Genomic DNA, 16,685 nt, shown 5'->3' with positions numbered 1-16,685 from the left:
CACCCCCCGATTTTCGTACAAAACCCGCGTACACATCGTACAAAACGTACGAAACGCGGCTCAGTCCAGCGCCAGTTGTTTCAGCAGGGTCTTGAGCGTTTTGCGGTCGCTCTCGTCCATCGCCGCCCTGCGGGCGCGGAACAGCGTCGCCTGCGAGCGCAGGATCAACCCATCTTCCAATATTTTCAAATGGTTGGCCCGCAACGTATCGCCGGTCGAGGTGATATCGGCAATCGCTTCGGCGGTCTCGTTCTTGACCGTGCCCTCGGTTGCGCCCTGGCTGTCAACCAACTGGTAATCCGCCACCCCGTTATCGCGCAGGAACTCCCGCACCAGACGGTGATATTTGGTGGCAATTCTCAAACGAAATCCGTGCTTTAGCCGGAACGCGGCGGCGGCGGCATCCAGATCGTCCAGCGTGTTCACATCCACCCAGCATCTGGGCACCGCCAGCACCAGATCGGCCTGACCGAAGCCAAGCCCTGCCAATTCCTCAACAGAGCGATCCCACTGACCCAGCTTGTCGCGCACCAGATCGGTGCCCGTCACCCCCAGATGGATGCGCCCGGCGGCCAGTTCGCGCGGGATTTCCCCGGCGGAGAGCAGAACAAGTTCAACATTATCAATGCCCTGGACATATCCGGCATATTCCCGGTCCGATCCGGCCCGGCCCAGTTCGATCCCCCGCTGGCCGAACCAGTCAAAGGTCTTGTCCATCAGCCGCCCCTTCGACGGCACACCCAGTTTGAGGCTCATGTCAGCCCCCCAAGTTCAACCACCAATCCGGGGCGAATCACGCCGCCCACCGCCGGAATCTCGCGCCCCCGCCCCAGGTGCCGGGTCAGCGCATCATACCGCCCGCCGGTCGCCACCGGCGGCAGGTCGGGGCGATTTTCTGCATAGAAACCAAAGACAAAGCCGTCATAGTATTCCATGTTCGTCCGCCCGTAACTGGCCTCGAAATCCAGCCGCGTCACGTCGATTCCGCGTGTCTCCAACGCCTCCAGCCGCCGCGCCAGCCGGTCCACCGCAGGCTGGATCGTGGACATGTCCACCGCGATATCACGCAAATGTGATAGCGCATTGTCCGAGGTTTCACGCACCGACAGCACCGCGTCGATCAGCGCCACCTCGTTTTCCGAGATCGGATCGGTGGCCGCATCCTCCTGCAACGCCTTGATCCGGCTCAGAATTTCAACCTCCTGCCGCATCCCGATCACCGGCGCCACCCCCGACATCGGGTCCGCCATCGACAACAGCGCCGCCCGGCTGTCCGGCACCGGCACCCGCCCCGAAAACCGGTCGATCAGTGCGCGAAATCGTCGCGGACGCCAGATATGCCGCCGCAACGCCCGCTTGCGCCGCTCGCTGGTGTGCAGCCCGTCGACCGCCGCCATCAATACGCCGATATCCCCGGTCGCGGCACGCAGCCCCAAAGGCTTCAACGTATTGAAAATGATCGAAAAAACACGCGCATCCGCCGCCTCCGGGGCATCGCGCTCGAACACCTCGAAGCCGACCTGCATGTATTCATTGGCGCGCTCCGGGTCGTCTTCCTGACGGCGAAACACCTCGCCCGAATAGGTGTAACAGGCCGGTTCCGCCCCATGCTCCATATGCATCTGCACCACCGGCACGGTGAAATCCGGCCGCAACATCTGCTCCCCGCGCAGCGCATCCGACGTCACATAAGCCCGCGCACGGATGTCTTCGCCATAGAGATCCAGCAAAACCTCGGCCGGTTGCAGAATCGCCGTCTCAACAGGCTGCGCCCCCTCGGCCTCGAAGGACGCCCGCAGGCGCGCGGCCTCGGCGCGGATGGCGGAGCGTTGGGTCATGATCCCTGCCCGTCCAGAATTTCCCGCACCTTTTCAACAAGTTGCGCGCGCGGCACCTCGAACTGGCTGGGCCGTTCCTTCCACTCTTCCAGGGTCGCGTTTTCGGCAATCTTCGCGCCAAGGATCAGATCCTTGATCTGCACGACACCGCGCTCTTTCTCGTCACCGCCTTCGATCACGGCAATCGGCGAGCCCCGCCGGTCGGCATATTTCATCTGGTTGCCGAAGTTCTTGGGATTGCCCAGATACACCTCGGCCCGGATACCCGCACGGCGCAATTCGCCCACCATGTCCTGATAATCGGCCATCCGGTCGCGATCCATCACCGTCACCACCACGGGGCCCTCAACGGCACCCCCGATCCGGCCCTTTTCACGCAGCGCCGCCAGCAGACGATCAACACCGATCGACACCCCCGTCGCTGGCACCGCCTGCCCGGTGAACCGCTTGACCAGATCGTCATACCGCCCGCCCCCGGCAACACTGCCGAACTGCCGCTTGCGTCCCTTTTCGTCAAAGATTTCAAAGGTCAGCTCGGCCTCGAACACCGGCCCGGTGTAATACCCAAGCCCACGCACGACGCTGGGATCGATCTCCACGCGGTCCGGCCCGTAGCCCTGCGCAGCCAAAAGCTCGGCAATAGTTTCGAGTTCCTGAACGCCCTCCTGTCCCACGACAGAATGACCAACTGCATTTCGCAACACACCTAAAGTCATAGATGGGTGTGTCTTCTTGGCTGTCAGAAATGTAAGCACCGGCCCGGCCTGATCGTCGCTCAGACCCACACCGTCGATATAGGCCCCCGAGGCATCCAGCCGCCCCTTGCCCAGCAATTCGCGCACACCCTCTTCGCCGACCTTGTCGAACTTGTCGATGGTGCGCAGCACCGCATCGCGCTGCTCGCCTTCCTCAAGGCCCATGACCTCCAGAACACCGTTCAGAACCTTCCGGTTATTCACCCGAACGATGTAATCCCCGCGCGGGATGCCGACCTGTTCCAGCGTGTCCGACAGCATCGCGCAAATCTCGGCATCCGCCGCGACCGAGGGCGCGCCCACGGTATCCGCATCGCATTGATAAAACTGGCGAAACCGCCCCGGCCCCGGCTTTTCGTTGCGCCAGACCGGCCCCATGGCATAGCGCCGGTAGGGCGTGGGCAGGTCATTTCGGTGCTGCGCGTAAACGCGGGCCAGCGGCGCTGTCAGATCATAGCGCAGCGCCAGCCAGTCGCCGGGTTTGTCACCTTCGGAATCCTCCTGCCAGGCAAAGACGCCCTCGTTCGGGCGATCCACATCGGGCAGGAACTTGCCAAGCGCCTCAACCGTTTCGACCGCGCTGCTTTCCAGCGCCTCGAACCCGTAGAGATGATACACCCGTGCGATCTGTTGCAGCATCTCGGCACGCTCGGTCACTTCCGGGCCGAAATAGTCGCGGAACCCCTTGGGCGTCTCGGCCTTGGGGCGGGGCTGTTTCTTCTGCTTGGCCATTATACGGGTCCATCGGCATATGCTGTTTGCCGCAGCGTCTAGCGGATGGGGCCAGCGGGGGCAAGCTGTGGCAGGCGGTCCACGATTGACGCGGGCCGCTCCAAACCGCTAGATCGCGCCATGGAAGCCCTTGAAGAACAGATCGCCCACCTGACCCGCACCGTCGATGACCTGTCCGAGGTGATCGCCCGTCAGGAACGCGAAATCGCGCTGCTGACGCGCCGTGTGCAACTGTTGCTGGAACGCGAGGCCGAGCGCGAACAGGATCAGGGCGGCAGCATCGCCCTTGGCGACGAACGTCCGCCGCACTGGTAACGCCCTCAACCGCCCTTGCGGTCCTGCGCGATCACATCGCCGCCATGCAGCAACAGGTTGGTCCAGTCGGCATTTCCACCGAAACGTTCATAGATGCTGAGGAACACGGTGTCCTTCTCCAGCCGCCGAATCCGTGTCCCGCAGGGTTTGCGCTGTGGAACGCCGCAAACCCTGGATTTCACCTTCTCATAGGCCTTGTCCGTATCGCTGTAGGGCTGCACTTCGGCGGGCAGGCCATAGCGCAGTTGCTCGTGCATCTCGACGGTGCCGAAAACCGCCAGCGACGCGGTGAACTGCCGCGCACAGCCATCGCCAAACCCGCTCAGGTAAAAAGTATGCGGCGCGGTGTTGCCCGGATCGCTGTCATACAGCGTATGGACCGGGCGGCGTTCGGGGTACGAGGCGATCACCTTGCCCATCTGCCCAAGGGACAGGCCGCAAATCCGGGCGACCCTGCCATAGGGCAACACCGTACCGGGAGGAATGTCACTGGCCGCTCCTGCGGCAGAGACATCGGGTTTCGACGCCCCCGAAGACAATAGCCCAAAGAACCCACCGCGCCGGGACCGGGCCCTATCCGGGGCGGTTGCGCCGTCATCGAGGGAAGCGGCTTGCGTCTCGCCCCTCGTGGCAGTTGCCCCGTCATCCGCCGTGGTATCGTCACTCAGTGAGGCCGATCCTTCGCTGCGGTTCAGCAACCGGGCCAGAAATCCGCCACCGGCTGTCTCTTCGGGGTCGGGTGCGCGGGCGACATCAAGCGTGGGCGCATCCTCGGCCACGTCCTGATCCGACAGGCGCACGACCTTGTCCATCGGATCACCACATCCGGCAAGCACGGTCAAAGCCGCAAAGAACAAAAGACGTCGCACCAAAAGGATCACCTACTGCAAAAGGAATACCTTGGTATTACCGCACCCCGCAGGACCGGGTCCAGTGGCGAGATCTCAGATCTCCTCCACGGTCATGACACCGCTCAAACTCTTGATCGCGCCCTTGATTTGCGGGGTGACAGGATATTCCTCGCCCACGTCGATCTCAACCTCGCCGGGCAGACCCTGCCCCATAAGACAAAAGCAGATCGGCCCGCGCCCGCCCGATTTCGCCGATTGCGCGGCGTCCCGTAGAACCGAAGCCACCGAGGGAATTGCGTTTTCCGTCTCGACGAAAATACGCAGCCCGATCCCCCCGGCATCGGCCACGACCCCGTCGATGGGCTGCACCGACCGGCCCAGCAGTTTCAACTGGTCGCTTTCCATGGTGGCCTCGGCGGTCAGCACCACCTGCGTTCCGGTTTCCAGAAAATCACGCGACTTTTCCAGTGTTTCGGAAAACAGCGTCACCTCGTAGCCGCCGGTCGTGTCGGACAGTTGCGCAAAGGCAAAGCGATTGCCGCGCGCCGATTTACGTTCCTGCCGCCCGGCCACGACACCGGCCATCTTGACCAGAACCGCGCCCTTTTGTTCGGCCAGTGCGGTAACCTCGTCCAGCGTCTTGACGTCCTTGCGTTTGAGCGCGCCCATGTAATCGTCCAGCGGATGCCCGGACAGATAAAACCCTATGGCCTTGAACTCTTCGGTCAGGCGTTCGGCGGGCAGCCAATCCTGAACCGGGCTCAGGCGCGGTTCGGGCAGGTCATCGCCCGCCTCGCCGAACAGCGACACCTGGTTCGAGTTTTTCTGATCGAAGATCGCCCCCGAATAGTTCATCAGCGCCTCGACACTGTCGAACACCCGGCGGCGGTTGCTGTCCAGTTCATCGAACGCCCCGGCACGCGCCAGCATTTCCAGCGGGCGTTTGCCGATACGCTTCAGGTCCACCCGGCGGGCGAAATCATAGAGCGTGGCAAAGGGCTTGTCGCCGCGCCCCTCGACGATCAGGCGCATCGCCTCGACACCCACGTTCTTGAGCGCGCCAAGCGCATAATGCAGCACCCCGCCACGCACCTGGAACACCGCGTCGGACCGGTTCACGCAGGGCGGCGCATAGGGCAGTTTCAGACCCTTCTTCACCTCCTGGAAATACACGGCCAGCTTGTCGGTCAGGTGGATGTCGCAATTCATCACCCCGGCCATGAACTCGACCGGGTGATTGGCCTTGAGCCATGCCGTCTGGTAGCTGACCACCGCATAGGCCGCCGCGTGGGATTTGTTGAACCCGTAATTGGCGAATTTCTCCAGCAGGTCGAAGACCTCTTTCGCCTTGGCCTCATCCACCCCGTTTTCCATCGCACCCTTGGTGAATTTCGGGCGTTCGGCGTCCATCGCCTCCTTGATCTTCTTGCCCATGGCCCGGCGCAACAGGTCGGCGCCGCCAAGGCTGTAACCGGCCATGACCTGCGCGATCTGCATCACCTGCTCCTGATAGACGATGATGCCCTGGGTTTCTTCGAGGATATGGTCGATCAGCGAATGAACCGAGTCGATCTCGCGCAGGCCATTCTTGACCTCGCAATATTTGGGGATGTTCTCCATCGGACCGGGACGATACAGCGCCACAAGCGCCACGATATCCTCGATACAGGTGGGTTTCATCCGCTTGAGGGCATCCATCATGCCCGAACTTTCCACCTGAAACACCGCAACCGTCCTGGCCCGCGCATAAAGGTCGTATGTCCGCTCGTCATCCAGCGGGATTTGCCCGATGTCGTTCTCGGCCCCCTCGAACGGCTCGTAGATCGTGCTGCCGTCCTGCGCGATATGCAGGTCGCGCCCTTCGCTGTGAATCTGCTGGATGGCGTTCTGAATGACCGTCAGGGTTTTCAGGCCCAGAAAGTCGAATTTCACCAGCCCCGCCTGCTCCACCCATTTCATGTTGAACTGCGTGGCAGGCATGTCCGAGCGCGGGTCCTGATAGAGCGGCACCAGCTCGTCCAGTGGCCGATCCCCGATCACCACGCCCGCCGCATGGGTCGACGCATTGCGCAACAGCCCTTCGACCTTCATGCCGTAATTCAGCAACCGGTCGACCACCTCTTCGTCGCGCGCGGCCTGGCGCAGGCGGTCCTCCTGCTTCAGGGCCTGTTCGATCGAAACCGGCTTGACCCCTTCCACGGGGATCATCTTGGACAGCTTGTCGACCTGCCCGTAGGGCATCTGCAGGACGCGCCCGATGTCACGCACCGCCGCCTTGGACAACAGCGCACCAAAGGTGATGATCTGCCCCACCTTGTCGCGGCCGTATTTTTCCTGCACGTATTGGATCACCTCCTCGCGGCGATCCATGCAGAAGTCGATATCGAAGTCGGGCATGCTGACCCGTTCGGGGTTGAGGAAACGTTCGAACAGCAGGCTGTAGCGCAACGGGTCGAGGTCAGTGATGGTCAGCGCATAGGCCACAAGGCTGCCCGCGCCCGACCCCCGCCCCGGCCCCACCGGGATATCCTGATCCTTGGCCCATTTGATGAAGTCAGCAACGATCAGGAAATATCCGGGAAAGCCCATCCCCTCAATGATCCCCAACTCGAAGTCCAGCCGCTTTTCATACTCCTCGACCGGTGCGGCATGGGGGATCACGGCCAGACGCGCCTCCAGCCCCTCCTTGGCCTGACGGCGCAATTCCTCGACCTCGTCATCGGCAAAGCGCGGCAGGATCGGATCGCGCCTGTAGGTGCCAAAAGCACATCGCCTGGCGATCTCTACCGTGTTTTCCAACGCCTCGGGCAGATCGGCGAACAACGTCGCCATTTCCTGCGGCGTCTTGAAATAGTGCTGCGCGGTCAGGCGGCGGCGCGGATCGGCCTGATCGACATAGGCGCCTTCCGCCACACAGAGCATGGCATCATGGGCCTCGTACATGTCCGAATTGGGGAAATAGACATCGTTCGTCGCCACCAGCGGAATCCCCATGGCATAAGCCATTTCGACGAAACCGCGCTCGGTCAGGCGCTCGGCCTCGGGCGCGCCGTCTTCGCCGGGATGGCGCTGCAACTCGACATAGAGCCGGTCGCCATAGGCCCTGTGCAGTTTCTCCATCAATTCCTGCGCCGCCGGGCGCTGTCCGGCCCGCAGCAACCGCCCCACCGGCCCGTCCGGTCCACCGCTCAGGCAGATCACGCCGTCGCTGTGTTGCGCGAGTTCCTCCACCGTCACATGCGCCAGCTGACCGTCGCCGCGCAGGTACAGGCAGGAATTGAGCTTCATCAGGTTTTCATAACCGCGCTCGTTCTGGGCCAGCAGAACCACCGGTGCGGGCGGCTTGGGCCGTTCGCCCGGCTGCACCTGCACATATTCCAGATCCACCTGGCAGCCCATGATCGGCTGTATCCCCGCCCCGCTGGCGGTGACGGAAAACTCCAGCGCCGCAAACATGTTGTTGGTGTCGGTGACGGCCACTGCGGGCATGCCCGCCGCCTCGCACAGGCCCGGCAGCTTTTTCAGCCGCACGGCCCCTTCCAGCAGGGAATACTCGGTATGGACGCGGAGATGGATGAATCGGGGATCGTTGCTCATGCCCGCCAGAGTAACGACACCCGCAGCAGGTCGGAAGATGCCTTGCGCCCGAACCCAAATATTCTGCCCAAGACGCGGGCAGGGCCAAACCTGACGCAACGCAAAAGGCGCATGAACCATTGCCCATCATGGCGTGCCTGCGCTAGTCAGTGGTCTCAACCACATCTTCGCGCCATCAGGGGATCACCGCGTGACTGACGCATTGCTTACCATCTCGGGACTGACCAAGACCTATCCCGGGGTCAAAGCCAATGACGACGTCTCGTTCGATATCGTTCCGGGCGAGGTGCACGCGCTTCTGGGGGAAAACGGCGCAGGCAAATCCACGCTGGTCAAGATGATCTACGGGCTGGTCAAACCCGATAGCGGCCATATGACCCTGCGCGGCGCCCCCTATGCGCCGTCCGAACCCCGTGCCGCCCGCGCCGCCGGTGTGGCGATGGTGTTTCAGCATTTTTCGCTGTTCGACGCGCTCAGCGTGTCGGAAAACATCGCCCTCGGCATGGAAACCCCGCCGCCGATGCGCGATCTGGCGCGCCGCATCCGCGAGGTCAGCGAAACCTACGGCCTGCCGCTGGACCCGCATCGCGCGGTGGGCGATCTTTCGGCGGGTGAACGCCAGCGGGTCGAGATCGTGCGCTGCCTGTTGCAGGACCCGCGCCTGTTGATCATGGACGAGCCCACAAGCGTGCTGACCCCGCAGGAGGTGGACATCCTGTTCCAGACCCTGCGCAAGCTGACATCCGAAGGGGTGGCGATCCTCTATATCTCCCACAAGCTGGAAGAAATCCGCACGCTTTGCGACCGCGCGACGATCCTGCGGCACGGGCGCAACGTGGGCACCTGCATTCCGGCCGAAACCTCGGCGCGTGACATGGCGCAGATCATGGTCGGGGCCAGTTTCGATGCCCCGGCACGCGCCCCCCGCGATGGCACCGGCGAGGTGATGCTTGATATTTCCGGGCTTTCGGTGGCCTCTCCCAGCCCTTTCGGCACCGCGCTCAAGAACGTTCACCTGACCGTGGCCAGGGGCGAAATCCTGGGCATCGGCGGGGTTGCGGGCAACGGGCAGGACGAGTTGCTGGCCGCCCTGTCGGGCGAGTTGCGCAGCGCCCCCGGCGCGATCCGCCTCAAGGGGCAGGCGATTGGCCGCCTCTCACCCGCGGCGCGGCGCGACATGGGCCTGCTGACCGCCCCCGAGGAGCGCCTTGGCCACGCCGCCGCCCCGAACATGAGCCTGACCGAAAACGCCCTGCTGACCGGCGCACAGCGGCGCGGACTGCTGGCGCGCGGGTTCATCCGCTGGCCGGCAACGCGCGCCTTCGCCGAACAGATCATCGACCGTTTCGATGTGCGCACGCCCGGCCCCGAGACGGCGGCAAGGGCATTGTCGGGCGGCAACCTGCAAAAATTCGTCATCGGGCGCGAGGTGCTGCAAGACCCCGAGGTGCTGATCGTCAACCAACCCACATGGGGCGTCGATGCCGCCGCCGCCGCCGCGATCCGTCAGGCCATTCTGGACCTTGCCGCAGGCGGTGCCGCGATCCTTTGCATCAGCCAGGATCTCGACGAATTGCTGGAAATCTCGGATCGTTTCGGCGCGCTGAACGAAGGCCGCCTGTCGGATATCCGTCCCACCGCCGAACTGAGCCTCGATCAGATCGGCCTGATGATGGGCGGCGCGCATGACATGGAGGTGGCGCATGGCTGACATGGCGAACATGATCCCCCCTTCATCGGTCCCGAAAAACTCCGGGGGCATCGCGCCCTGCGCGACGGGGGCGGTGCCCCCCTGCCCGGCCAGTCGCAAACGAGCCCGCCACCCATGAGGCTGCATCTCGAAAAACGCCCGCAGCCCTCGCGCCGCTGGACCGACCTGTCCCCCCTTCTGGCGGTGGTCATCACCATGCTGGCCGGTGGCGCGCTGTTCGCGCTTCTGGGCAAGAACCCGGTCGAGGCCATATCCACCATCTTCTGGGAGCCGCTGTTTGGCGAATTCGCCTTTTACTACCGCCCGCAACTTCTGATCAAAGGCGCGCCGCTGATCCTGATCGCCATCGGCCTCAGCCTCGGGTTTCGGGCGGGTGTGTGGAACATCGGGGCCGAAGGGCAGTACATCGTCGGCGCTTTGTCCGGCGCGGGCGTGGCCTTGGCCTTCTACCCACTGGACGCATGGGTTGTCTTCCCGCTGATGATCATGGCCGGGGCACTGGGGGGCTGGGCCTGGGGCATGATCCCCGCCTTGCTGAAGCTGCGCTTTGGCACCAATGAAATCCTTGTCTCGCTGATGCTGGTCTATGTGGCCGAGCAGCTACTGGCCGCCATGGCCTTGGGGCCGATGAAAAACCCCGACGGCATGGGCTTCCCCGGAAGCCGCAACCTGCAAGAGTATCCGGCGGCCCATAACGCCGACCTGATCGCGGCCAGCGGGTTGCACTGGGGCGTGGTCGCGGCAACTGTCGCCGTGATCCTGGCCTATATCCTCTTGGGCCGCCATGTTCTGGGCTACCAGATCCGGCTGAGTGGCGAAGCCCCGCGCGCCGCGCGTTTCGCTGGCGTCAACCCCGGCCGCCTGATCCTGTTTTGCCTCGGAGCGTCAGGGGCGCTGGCCGGGCTTGCGGGCATGTTCGAAATCTCCGGCCCCGCCGGACAGGTCAGTATCGATTTCAACGTCGGGTATGGATTCACCGCGATCATCGTCGCCTTTCTGGGCCGGTTGCACCCGGTCGGCATCGCGCTGGCGGGGTTGTTGATGGCGCTGACCTATATCGGCGGGGAAATCGCGCAGGGCAATCTGGGCCTGCCCGCCGCCGCGATCCAGATGTTCCAGGGCATGTTGCTGTTCTTCCTGCTGGCGGTGGATGTGCTGACCAATTACCGCCTGCGCCTGGCCCCCCGCCCGGAGACCGCCTGATGGACCTCGGCTCGATCAATCCCATCCTGTTGCTGGCCTCGATCATGGCCGCATCCACCCCGATCCTGCTGGCCGCGATTGGCGAACTGGTGGTCGAACGCGCAGGCGTTCTCAATCTCGGCGTCGAAGGCATGATGATCACCGGGGCAATCTGCGGCTTTGCGGTCGCGGTCGGCACCGGCTCGCCCGCCACAGGTTTTGTCGCCGGGGCGGCGGGTGGCGCGGTTCTGTCGCTGCTCTTTGCCCTGCTGACACAGGTCGCGCTGGCCAACCACGTCGCATCGGGGCTGGCGCTGACGCTGTTCGGGCTCGGGCTCAGCGCCTTGCTGGGTCAGGGCTATGTCGGGGTGAAACCGCCGCCCACGGCGCGGCTGGATATCCCCGTTCTGGGCGACATCCCCGTATTGGGCCCGATCCTGTTTTCCCACGACCTGATGGTTTACGTCGCTCTGGCGCTGGTGGCCGTGGTCTGGGCGATGCTGAAATACAGTCGCGCGGGCCTGATCCTGCGCGCGGTGGGCGAAAATCACGACGCCGCCCACGCGCTTGGTTACAAGGTGGTGCGCGTGCGTGTTCTGGCCATCGCCTTCGGCGGAGCCTGCGCCGGTCTGGGCGGCGCCTATCTCAGCCTCGTGCGCGTCCCGCAATGGACCGAAGGCATGACCGCCGGGGCGGGCTGGATCGCGCTGGCGCTGGTCGTCTTCGCCAGTTGGAAAGCGGGCCGCGTATTGCTGGGCGCGTGGCTGTTCGGCGGGGTGAGCGTTTTGCAACTCAACCTTCAGGCGGCGGGCGTGGCGATCCCGGTCGAATACCTGTCGATGTCCCCCTACCTGATCACCATCGTGGTTCTGGTCATCATGTCCGCCGACAAATCGCGCGCGCCCGCTTCTTTGGGCCGCATCTTCCATGCCTCGCAATGAGGCGCTGCCAATCCAACCACAGGGAGTACCTTACATGACCCTCAAATCCATCCTGACCGGCGCCGTCATGGCGCTTGGCCTCGGGACCACAGCCGCTGTGGCGCAGGACGACAAAACCAAGGTCGGCTTTATCTATGTCGGCCCCATCGGCGATGGCGGCTGGACCTATGAACACGATCAGGGCCGTCTGGCTGTTGAAGAGCATTTCGGCGATCGGGTCGAAACCGTCTATCAGGAAAGCGTCCCCGAAGGGGCCGACGCCACCCGCGCGATCACGCAGATGGCGCTGAACGGGGCCGATCTGATCTTCACCACCTCCTTCGGCTTCATGGAACCGACGATCAACGTCGCCAAGAAGTTCCCGAACGTGAAATTCGAACACGCCACCGGCTTCAAGACCGCCCCCAATGTCTCGACCTATTCCGCACGGTTCTACGAAGGCCGCGCCATTCAGGGCCATATCGCGGGCAAGATGACTGAATCGAATATCGTCGGCTACATCGCCTCCTACCCGATCCCCGAGGTCATTCGCGGCATCAATTCGGCCTTCATCCACGCGCGCAAGGCCAACCCGGACGTGCAGTTCAAGATCATCTGGGCCTACACATGGTTCGACCCCGCGAAAGAGGCCGACGCCGCCACCGCCCTGATCGAACAGGGCGCCGACGTGATCCTGCAACACACCGATTCGACCGCGCCGCAGGCGGCAGCCGAGAAGGCGGGCAACGTGATCAGCTTCGGGCAGGCTTCGGACATGGCCGAATACAAACCCAGCCCACGCGTCAGCTCGATCATCGACAACTGGAAACCCTATTACATCGCCCGCACCCAGGCGGTGATCGACGGCACATGGGAAAGCCAGCAGACATGGGACGGCATCGGCCCCGGCATGGTCGGCATCGGTGAAATCACCGACGCGGTTCCGGCAGACGTCAAGGAAGAGGCGCTTGCGCTCAAGGCCTCCATCGCCGCGGGCGAGTATCATCCCTTCACCGGCCCGCTGAAGAAGCAGGACGGCTCGGACTGGCTGGCCGAAGGTGAAACCGCCGATGACGGCACCCTGCTGGGCATGAATTTCTATGTCGAAGGTCTGGATGCCGAGATTCCGCAGTAAACGGCACCTCCGCTTCCGCACAAGTCCGGCCCCCGCCAATGGCGGGGGTCATTTTACATACCGTTCAGGATTTTCAGATCACATCGACGCAATAGGCCCGTGCCCGCGCCGTCGGGTGTGGCGTCACCGGATAGGGGCAACGCCGCCGCGCGAGATTCGGAAAATGCTCCAGCAGCGCCTCGCGCGTCGAGATATCCAACTGCACCAGTGCCTTGGGCGATGGCCGATAACTTTCCACCGGCAGGCCTTCGGCGCTGAAAACCTCGTGGCTGTCGAAGACCAGATTGTAGAACGTCACCGCATCCGCCCCCATATCCGCAAACGCCGCGTCGCTGGCCACCGCAACCCCGTCGATCCGCATCAGGCAGGGCTGATCGTCGGCGACCCCGGAAATCCGATAGCCCGGAATCAACGCCCGGTGCCCCGAGGCGATCCGCAAATCACGCGAGGGCATCATCGGCCCCACGGCGCGCGGCTTCAGCCGGATCGGGGCCAGTTCCGGCCTCTCCCGCATTTGCGCGGCGGTCACCGTCCGGGTCCAGATCATGCGGATCGGCTGCAGGCCGTTGTCGCGGGTAACGATCATGTCGCCGGGATGCAGCATCTCGATCCGGCGTGGCCCCAGGGGGGTGCGCACATTGGCCTCGCCGCAGATTCCCGTCAGATACCTGCGATCCGTTCTGGCCGGTGTGGGAATGGCTGCGGCATAGCTCATGATCGTCGTCCTTCCTGACCTGTTTTCATGATTATCCAACAACACCGCGCCGGAAATTTGGTTTGCGTGTGAACAGATTGTGGCGATACCGCGACACCCGCCCCCTTCCACATCCCCGCGCCGCGTGGCACTTTCCCCGCATGACACATCTCACCTCTCCCGATGGCACCCCCGCCAGCCGCTTCGCCTTTGGCACCATGCAGTTCGGCGGCACCGCCGACGAGACCGCCAGCCGCGCCATGTTCGATGCCTGCATCGCGGCGGGCATCACCCATTTCGACACCGCCAATCTTTATACCGACGGTGCCGCCGAAGAGATGCTGGGCCGCTTCGCCGCTCCGATGCGCGAACGGCTGATCATCGCCACCAAGGTCGGCTATGTCGGCGGCGCGGGGCGCGACAACCTGCTGGCTCAGTTCGACGTTTCGCGCAAACGGCTGGGAATGGATCATGTCGATATCCTCTACCTGCACCGGTTCGACCCCGATACGGACCTGCGCGAAACGCTGGAAACCTTCGCCAGCCTGCGCGATCAGGGCAGGATCACCCATATGGGCCTGTCCAACATCGCCGCATGGCAAGTGATGAAAGCCGCGTGCCTTGGTGCGGAATTCTCCCTGTCTCCGGCGATCCTGCAACCGATGTACAACCTCGTCAAACGTCAGGCCGAGGTCGAAATCCTGCCCATGTGCGCCAGCGAAGGCATCGCCATCGCCCCGTATTCACCGCTTGCCGGTGGGCTTCTGACCGGCAAATACGCTCAAGGCGAAACCGGACGCCTGACCGAGAACGATCGCTACGCCACGCGCTACGGGCAGGACTGGATGCATCAGGCCGCGCGGGACCTGTCGCAGATCGCCGCCGATCTGGGCACCCACCCCGCCACGCTGGCCGCCGCATGGGTCGCGCGCCACCCGGCACACCCGATGCCGATCCTGTCGGCGCGCTCGCTTGAACAGTTACAACCGTCGCTCGACGCGATCGCCTATGATATGGATGCGGCGTTATATGATCGCCTTGCCGCGCTCAGCCCCGCGCCGCCCCCGGCCACCGACCGTCTGGAAGAGGCCTGACATGCCCCGTCGCCTCGACCTGCCCGACAGCGCCTCGACCGCCACCTCCGGCGAAGATGGCCGCCTGCACGCACCTTCGGCGGAACGCAACGCCGCGCCCATCCTCGACCTGCTGCGCCATCACGGCCCCGAAACTGGCCGTGTTCTGGAATTGGCGGCGGGCACCGGACAGCACGCGGTGCAATTTGCCGCCGCCCTGCCCGGCCTTGACTGGCAACCCTCCGAGATCGACGCCACCCGCCGCGCCAGCATCGACGCATGGGCCGCCGTGTCAGGCGCCCCCAACCTGCGCCCCGCCATCGAACTGGACGCTACCGCCCCCGGCTGGGGTGCCGCGCATCAAGGCTACGATCTGATCCTGCTGGTCAACCTCTTGCATCTGATCAGCACCCCCGAGGCCCGCACGCTGATCGCCGAGGCCGCGCAGGCGCTTGCCCCACAAGGGCGTTTCGTCCTTTACGGGCCGTTCCTGCGCGATGGCGAGGCCACCTCGGACGGCGACGCCTGTTTCAACGCCAGCCTGCGCGCCCAGGACCCCGAAATCGGCTACAAGGACGATTTCGAGGTGATCGACTGGTTGCACGAGGCCGGGCTCGACCTGATCGACGTGGTGGAGATGCCCGCGAACAACCTGGGTATCGTCGCACACCGCCCCTTCTGATCGCGCAGCGCAAAAAAACGGTCCTGCCTTATGCGCCGGCCTGATCTGCATCAAAGTCCTGACATGGGATCATGATACGACAACTCCGACACACATATCGGAGCGCGAATATGAGCTGGAACGACAAACTCAACGACACCCGCCAACAGTTGCGGGCGCTGAACAAGACAATCCCCGACACCGCACAGGCGTTTGGCGCGCTTGGGAAATCCGTCAAGGAAGGCGGCACGCTGGATTTCAAAACCAAGGAGTTCGTCGCCCTCGGCATTGCCGTGGCCACAAAATGCGAGGCCTGCATCGCCCTGCATGTCGAGGCCCTGATCCGCACCGGCGCCACCCGTGACGAGATCGGCGACGTTCTGGCCATGTGCATCCAGATGGGCGGCGGACCGTCGATGATGTATGCCGCCAAGGCACTGGAATGCTACGATGAATTGACGGGTCAGGGCTGATTCCGGCACGTCACCTGGCGCGCGGCGCAATCTCCGCTGCGGAGTGAGCAAGGTTTTTCCCCTTACTTTACTGGCCTTTCTACGATTGGCTGGGACAGGACACATAACCTGAGGGGATATTGCAACATGTCGATCATGAAGCTTCTTGAACAGGCCGGTGGCGGTCAGGGCCTTGCGCAACTGGCCGGTCAGTTCGGTCTGGACGAGGCCAAGGCGCAACAGCTGACCCAGATGCTGGCCCCCGCAATCGGACAGGCCGCGAAGAAACGCGCCGAGCAGGGACAGGCCGATACCGTCCTCGGCGCCATGAAGGGCGAGGCGCAGGCCGGGTATTTCGACAACCCCGCCGCCGCAGCCCAACCCGAGGCCATGGCGCAGGGGCAGTCTTTCCTCGAAAGCCTTCTCGGGGATTCCGCCGCCACCGAAGGGCTGGCCGCCGCCGCCTCGGAAAGCGCGGGCGTCGATCAGGGCCTCGTGGCGCAATTCCTGCCTGCCCTCGCCGCGATGGCGCAGGGCGGCCTGCAAAAACAGATGCCCGACAGCCAGATCGACCAGATGACCGGCGGCGGTGGGCTGATGGGCATGGTCAGCGGCCTGTTGGGCGGCAACAAGGGCGGCTCTGGCCCCGACCTGTCGATGCTGACCAATATGCTGGATGCCGATGGCGACGGATCGGCCATGGACGACATCCTTGGCAAGTTCATGAAATAGACCTTGCCGGGCGACACCGAGTCAAAACGCGCGCCCC

The 16,685-nt window shown here is 63.8% G+C and carries 15 protein-coding genes; 9 read left to right on the top strand and 6 right to left on the bottom strand.

Annotated elements, in window-relative coordinates; all coding sequences use genetic code 11:
- Window positions 1–60: 60 nt before the first annotated feature.
- The 3 genes from hisG to hisS are packed head-to-tail and all read right to left on the bottom strand — an operon-like array spanning window position 61 to window position 3,325.
- Complete coding sequence (gene hisG, locus BUB53_RS16960) at window positions 61–756, bottom strand: ATP phosphoribosyltransferase (RefSeq protein ID WP_073036258.1); 696 nt, start codon at window positions 754–756, stop codon at window positions 61–63.
- Window positions 753–1,838 carry an ATP phosphoribosyltransferase regulatory subunit gene (locus tag BUB53_RS16955; RefSeq protein ID WP_073036256.1) on the bottom strand — a complete coding sequence of 362 codons (1,086 nt, stop codon included), beginning with the start codon at window positions 1,836–1,838 and terminating at the stop codon, window positions 753–755. The genes hisG and BUB53_RS16955 overlap by 4 nt, the downstream gene beginning before the upstream one ends.
- On the bottom strand, window positions 1,835–3,325 hold the full coding sequence (gene hisS / locus BUB53_RS16950) for a histidine--tRNA ligase (protein WP_073036254.1): 1,491 nt from the start codon (window positions 3,323–3,325) through the stop codon (window positions 1,835–1,837). Before hisS ends, BUB53_RS16955 begins: the two co-directional genes overlap by 4 nt.
- Before the next feature lie 120 nt (window positions 3,326–3,445).
- Here hisS and BUB53_RS16945 point away from each other — a divergent pair, with 120 nt between their 5' ends.
- A complete protein-coding gene (locus BUB53_RS16945) occupies window positions 3,446–3,640 on the top strand; it encodes a SlyX family protein (RefSeq protein ID WP_073036252.1) in 195 nt (64 codons plus the stop codon).
- Window positions 3,641–3,645: 5 nt separating this feature from the next.
- Here the strand turns inward: BUB53_RS16945 and BUB53_RS16940 are convergent, their stop codons facing one another.
- The gene (locus tag BUB53_RS16940) at window positions 3,646–4,509 is read right to left on the bottom strand and encodes a hypothetical protein (RefSeq protein WP_143163254.1); all 864 of its coding nucleotides are present in this window, start codon (window positions 4,507–4,509) and stop codon (window positions 3,646–3,648) included.
- A 75-nt stretch (window positions 4,510–4,584) separates the two neighbouring features.
- A complete protein-coding gene (gene dnaE, locus BUB53_RS16935) occupies window positions 4,585–8,088 on the bottom strand; it encodes a DNA polymerase III subunit alpha (RefSeq protein ID WP_073036248.1) in 3,504 nt (1,167 codons plus the stop codon).
- A gap of 190 nt (window positions 8,089–8,278) precedes the next feature.
- Here dnaE and BUB53_RS16930 point away from each other — a divergent pair, with 190 nt between their 5' ends.
- From BUB53_RS16930 to BUB53_RS16915, 4 genes are all read left to right on the top strand, one after another.
- A complete protein-coding gene (locus BUB53_RS16930; protein ID WP_073036246.1) occupies window positions 8,279–9,799 on the top strand; it encodes an ABC transporter ATP-binding protein in 1,521 nt (506 codons plus the stop codon).
- 114 nt (window positions 9,800–9,913) lie between these two features.
- Window positions 9,914–11,002, top strand: a complete 1,089-nt coding sequence (locus BUB53_RS16925; RefSeq protein ID WP_073036243.1) for an ABC transporter permease — start codon at window positions 9,914–9,916, stop codon at window positions 11,000–11,002.
- A complete protein-coding gene (locus tag BUB53_RS16920) occupies window positions 11,002–11,922 on the top strand; it encodes an ABC transporter permease (protein ID WP_073036240.1) in 921 nt (306 codons plus the stop codon). Before BUB53_RS16925 ends, BUB53_RS16920 begins: the two co-directional genes overlap by 1 nt.
- A 34-nt stretch (window positions 11,923–11,956) precedes the next feature.
- The gene (locus tag BUB53_RS16915; protein WP_073036238.1) at window positions 11,957–13,036 is read left to right on the top strand and encodes a BMP family ABC transporter substrate-binding protein; all 1,080 of its coding nucleotides are present in this window, start codon (window positions 11,957–11,959) and stop codon (window positions 13,034–13,036) included.
- Window positions 13,037–13,109: 73 nt separating this feature from the next.
- Here the strand turns inward: BUB53_RS16915 and BUB53_RS16910 are convergent, their stop codons facing one another.
- Complete coding sequence (locus BUB53_RS16910; RefSeq protein WP_073036235.1) at window positions 13,110–13,751, bottom strand: Hint domain-containing protein; 642 nt, start codon at window positions 13,749–13,751, stop codon at window positions 13,110–13,112.
- A 140-nt stretch (window positions 13,752–13,891) separates the two neighbouring features.
- On the opposite strand from BUB53_RS16910, the gene BUB53_RS16905 reads away from it, so the two are divergent.
- The 4 genes from BUB53_RS16905 (at window position 13,892) to BUB53_RS16890 (ending at window position 16,648) form a co-directional block, all read left to right on the top strand.
- On the top strand, window positions 13,892–14,824 hold the full coding sequence (locus BUB53_RS16905; protein ID WP_073036232.1) for an aldo/keto reductase: 933 nt from the start codon (window positions 13,892–13,894) through the stop codon (window positions 14,822–14,824).
- 1 nt (window position 14,825) lies between these two features.
- Entirely contained in the window at window positions 14,826–15,485 is a 660-nt protein-coding gene (locus BUB53_RS16900; protein WP_073036230.1) for a DUF938 domain-containing protein, read from the top strand.
- 110 nt (window positions 15,486–15,595) lie between these two features.
- The gene (locus BUB53_RS16895) at window positions 15,596–15,937 is read left to right on the top strand and encodes a carboxymuconolactone decarboxylase family protein (protein WP_073036228.1); all 342 of its coding nucleotides are present in this window, start codon (window positions 15,596–15,598) and stop codon (window positions 15,935–15,937) included.
- A 126-nt stretch (window positions 15,938–16,063) separates the two neighbouring features.
- Window positions 16,064–16,648 (top strand): DUF937 domain-containing protein, encoded by a 585-nt coding sequence (locus BUB53_RS16890; protein ID WP_073036225.1) that lies wholly within the window; start codon window positions 16,064–16,066, stop codon window positions 16,646–16,648.
- Window positions 16,649–16,685: the final 37 nt, after the last annotated feature.

Origin of the sequence: Roseovarius pacificus, from assembly GCF_900142665.1 — a bacterium.
GTDB classification, from domain to species: Bacteria; Pseudomonadota; Alphaproteobacteria; order Rhodobacterales; family Rhodobacteraceae; genus Roseovarius; species Roseovarius pacificus.
The sequence above is the reverse complement of the archived record's forward strand: the minus strand, read 5'-3'. Positions and strand labels throughout refer to the sequence as shown.

Excerpts from the sequence above, each read along its gene's own strand:
- BUB53_RS16890 (WP_073036225.1), top strand. The coding sequence starts at position 16,064 with ATGTCGATCATGAAGCTTCTTGAACAGGCCGGTGGCGGTCAGGGCCTT.
- BUB53_RS16910 (WP_073036235.1), bottom strand. The coding sequence starts at position 13,751 with ATGAGCTATGCCGCAGCCATTCCCACACCGGCCAGAACGGATCGCAGG.
- BUB53_RS16955 (WP_073036256.1), bottom strand. The coding sequence starts at position 1,838 with ATGACCCAACGCTCCGCCATCCGCGCCGAGGCCGCGCGCCTGCGGGCG.
- BUB53_RS16925 (WP_073036243.1), top strand. The coding sequence starts at position 9,914 with ATGAGGCTGCATCTCGAAAAACGCCCGCAGCCCTCGCGCCGCTGGACC.
- BUB53_RS16905 (WP_073036232.1), top strand. The coding sequence starts at position 13,892 with ATGACACATCTCACCTCTCCCGATGGCACCCCCGCCAGCCGCTTCGCC.
- dnaE (WP_073036248.1), bottom strand. The coding sequence starts at position 8,088 with ATGAGCAACGATCCCCGATTCATCCATCTCCGCGTCCATACCGAGTAT.
- BUB53_RS16915 (WP_073036238.1), top strand. The coding sequence starts at position 11,957 with ATGACCCTCAAATCCATCCTGACCGGCGCCGTCATGGCGCTTGGCCTC.
- BUB53_RS16945 (WP_073036252.1), top strand. The coding sequence starts at position 3,446 with ATGGAAGCCCTTGAAGAACAGATCGCCCACCTGACCCGCACCGTCGAT.
- BUB53_RS16920 (WP_073036240.1), top strand. The coding sequence starts at position 11,002 with ATGGACCTCGGCTCGATCAATCCCATCCTGTTGCTGGCCTCGATCATG.
- hisG (WP_073036258.1), bottom strand. The coding sequence starts at position 756 with ATGAGCCTCAAACTGGGTGTGCCGTCGAAGGGGCGGCTGATGGACAAG.
- BUB53_RS16895 (WP_073036228.1), top strand. The coding sequence starts at position 15,596 with ATGAGCTGGAACGACAAACTCAACGACACCCGCCAACAGTTGCGGGCG.
- hisS (WP_073036254.1), bottom strand. The coding sequence starts at position 3,325 with ATGGCCAAGCAGAAGAAACAGCCCCGCCCCAAGGCCGAGACGCCCAAG.
- BUB53_RS16900 (WP_073036230.1), top strand. The coding sequence starts at position 14,826 with ATGCCCCGTCGCCTCGACCTGCCCGACAGCGCCTCGACCGCCACCTCC.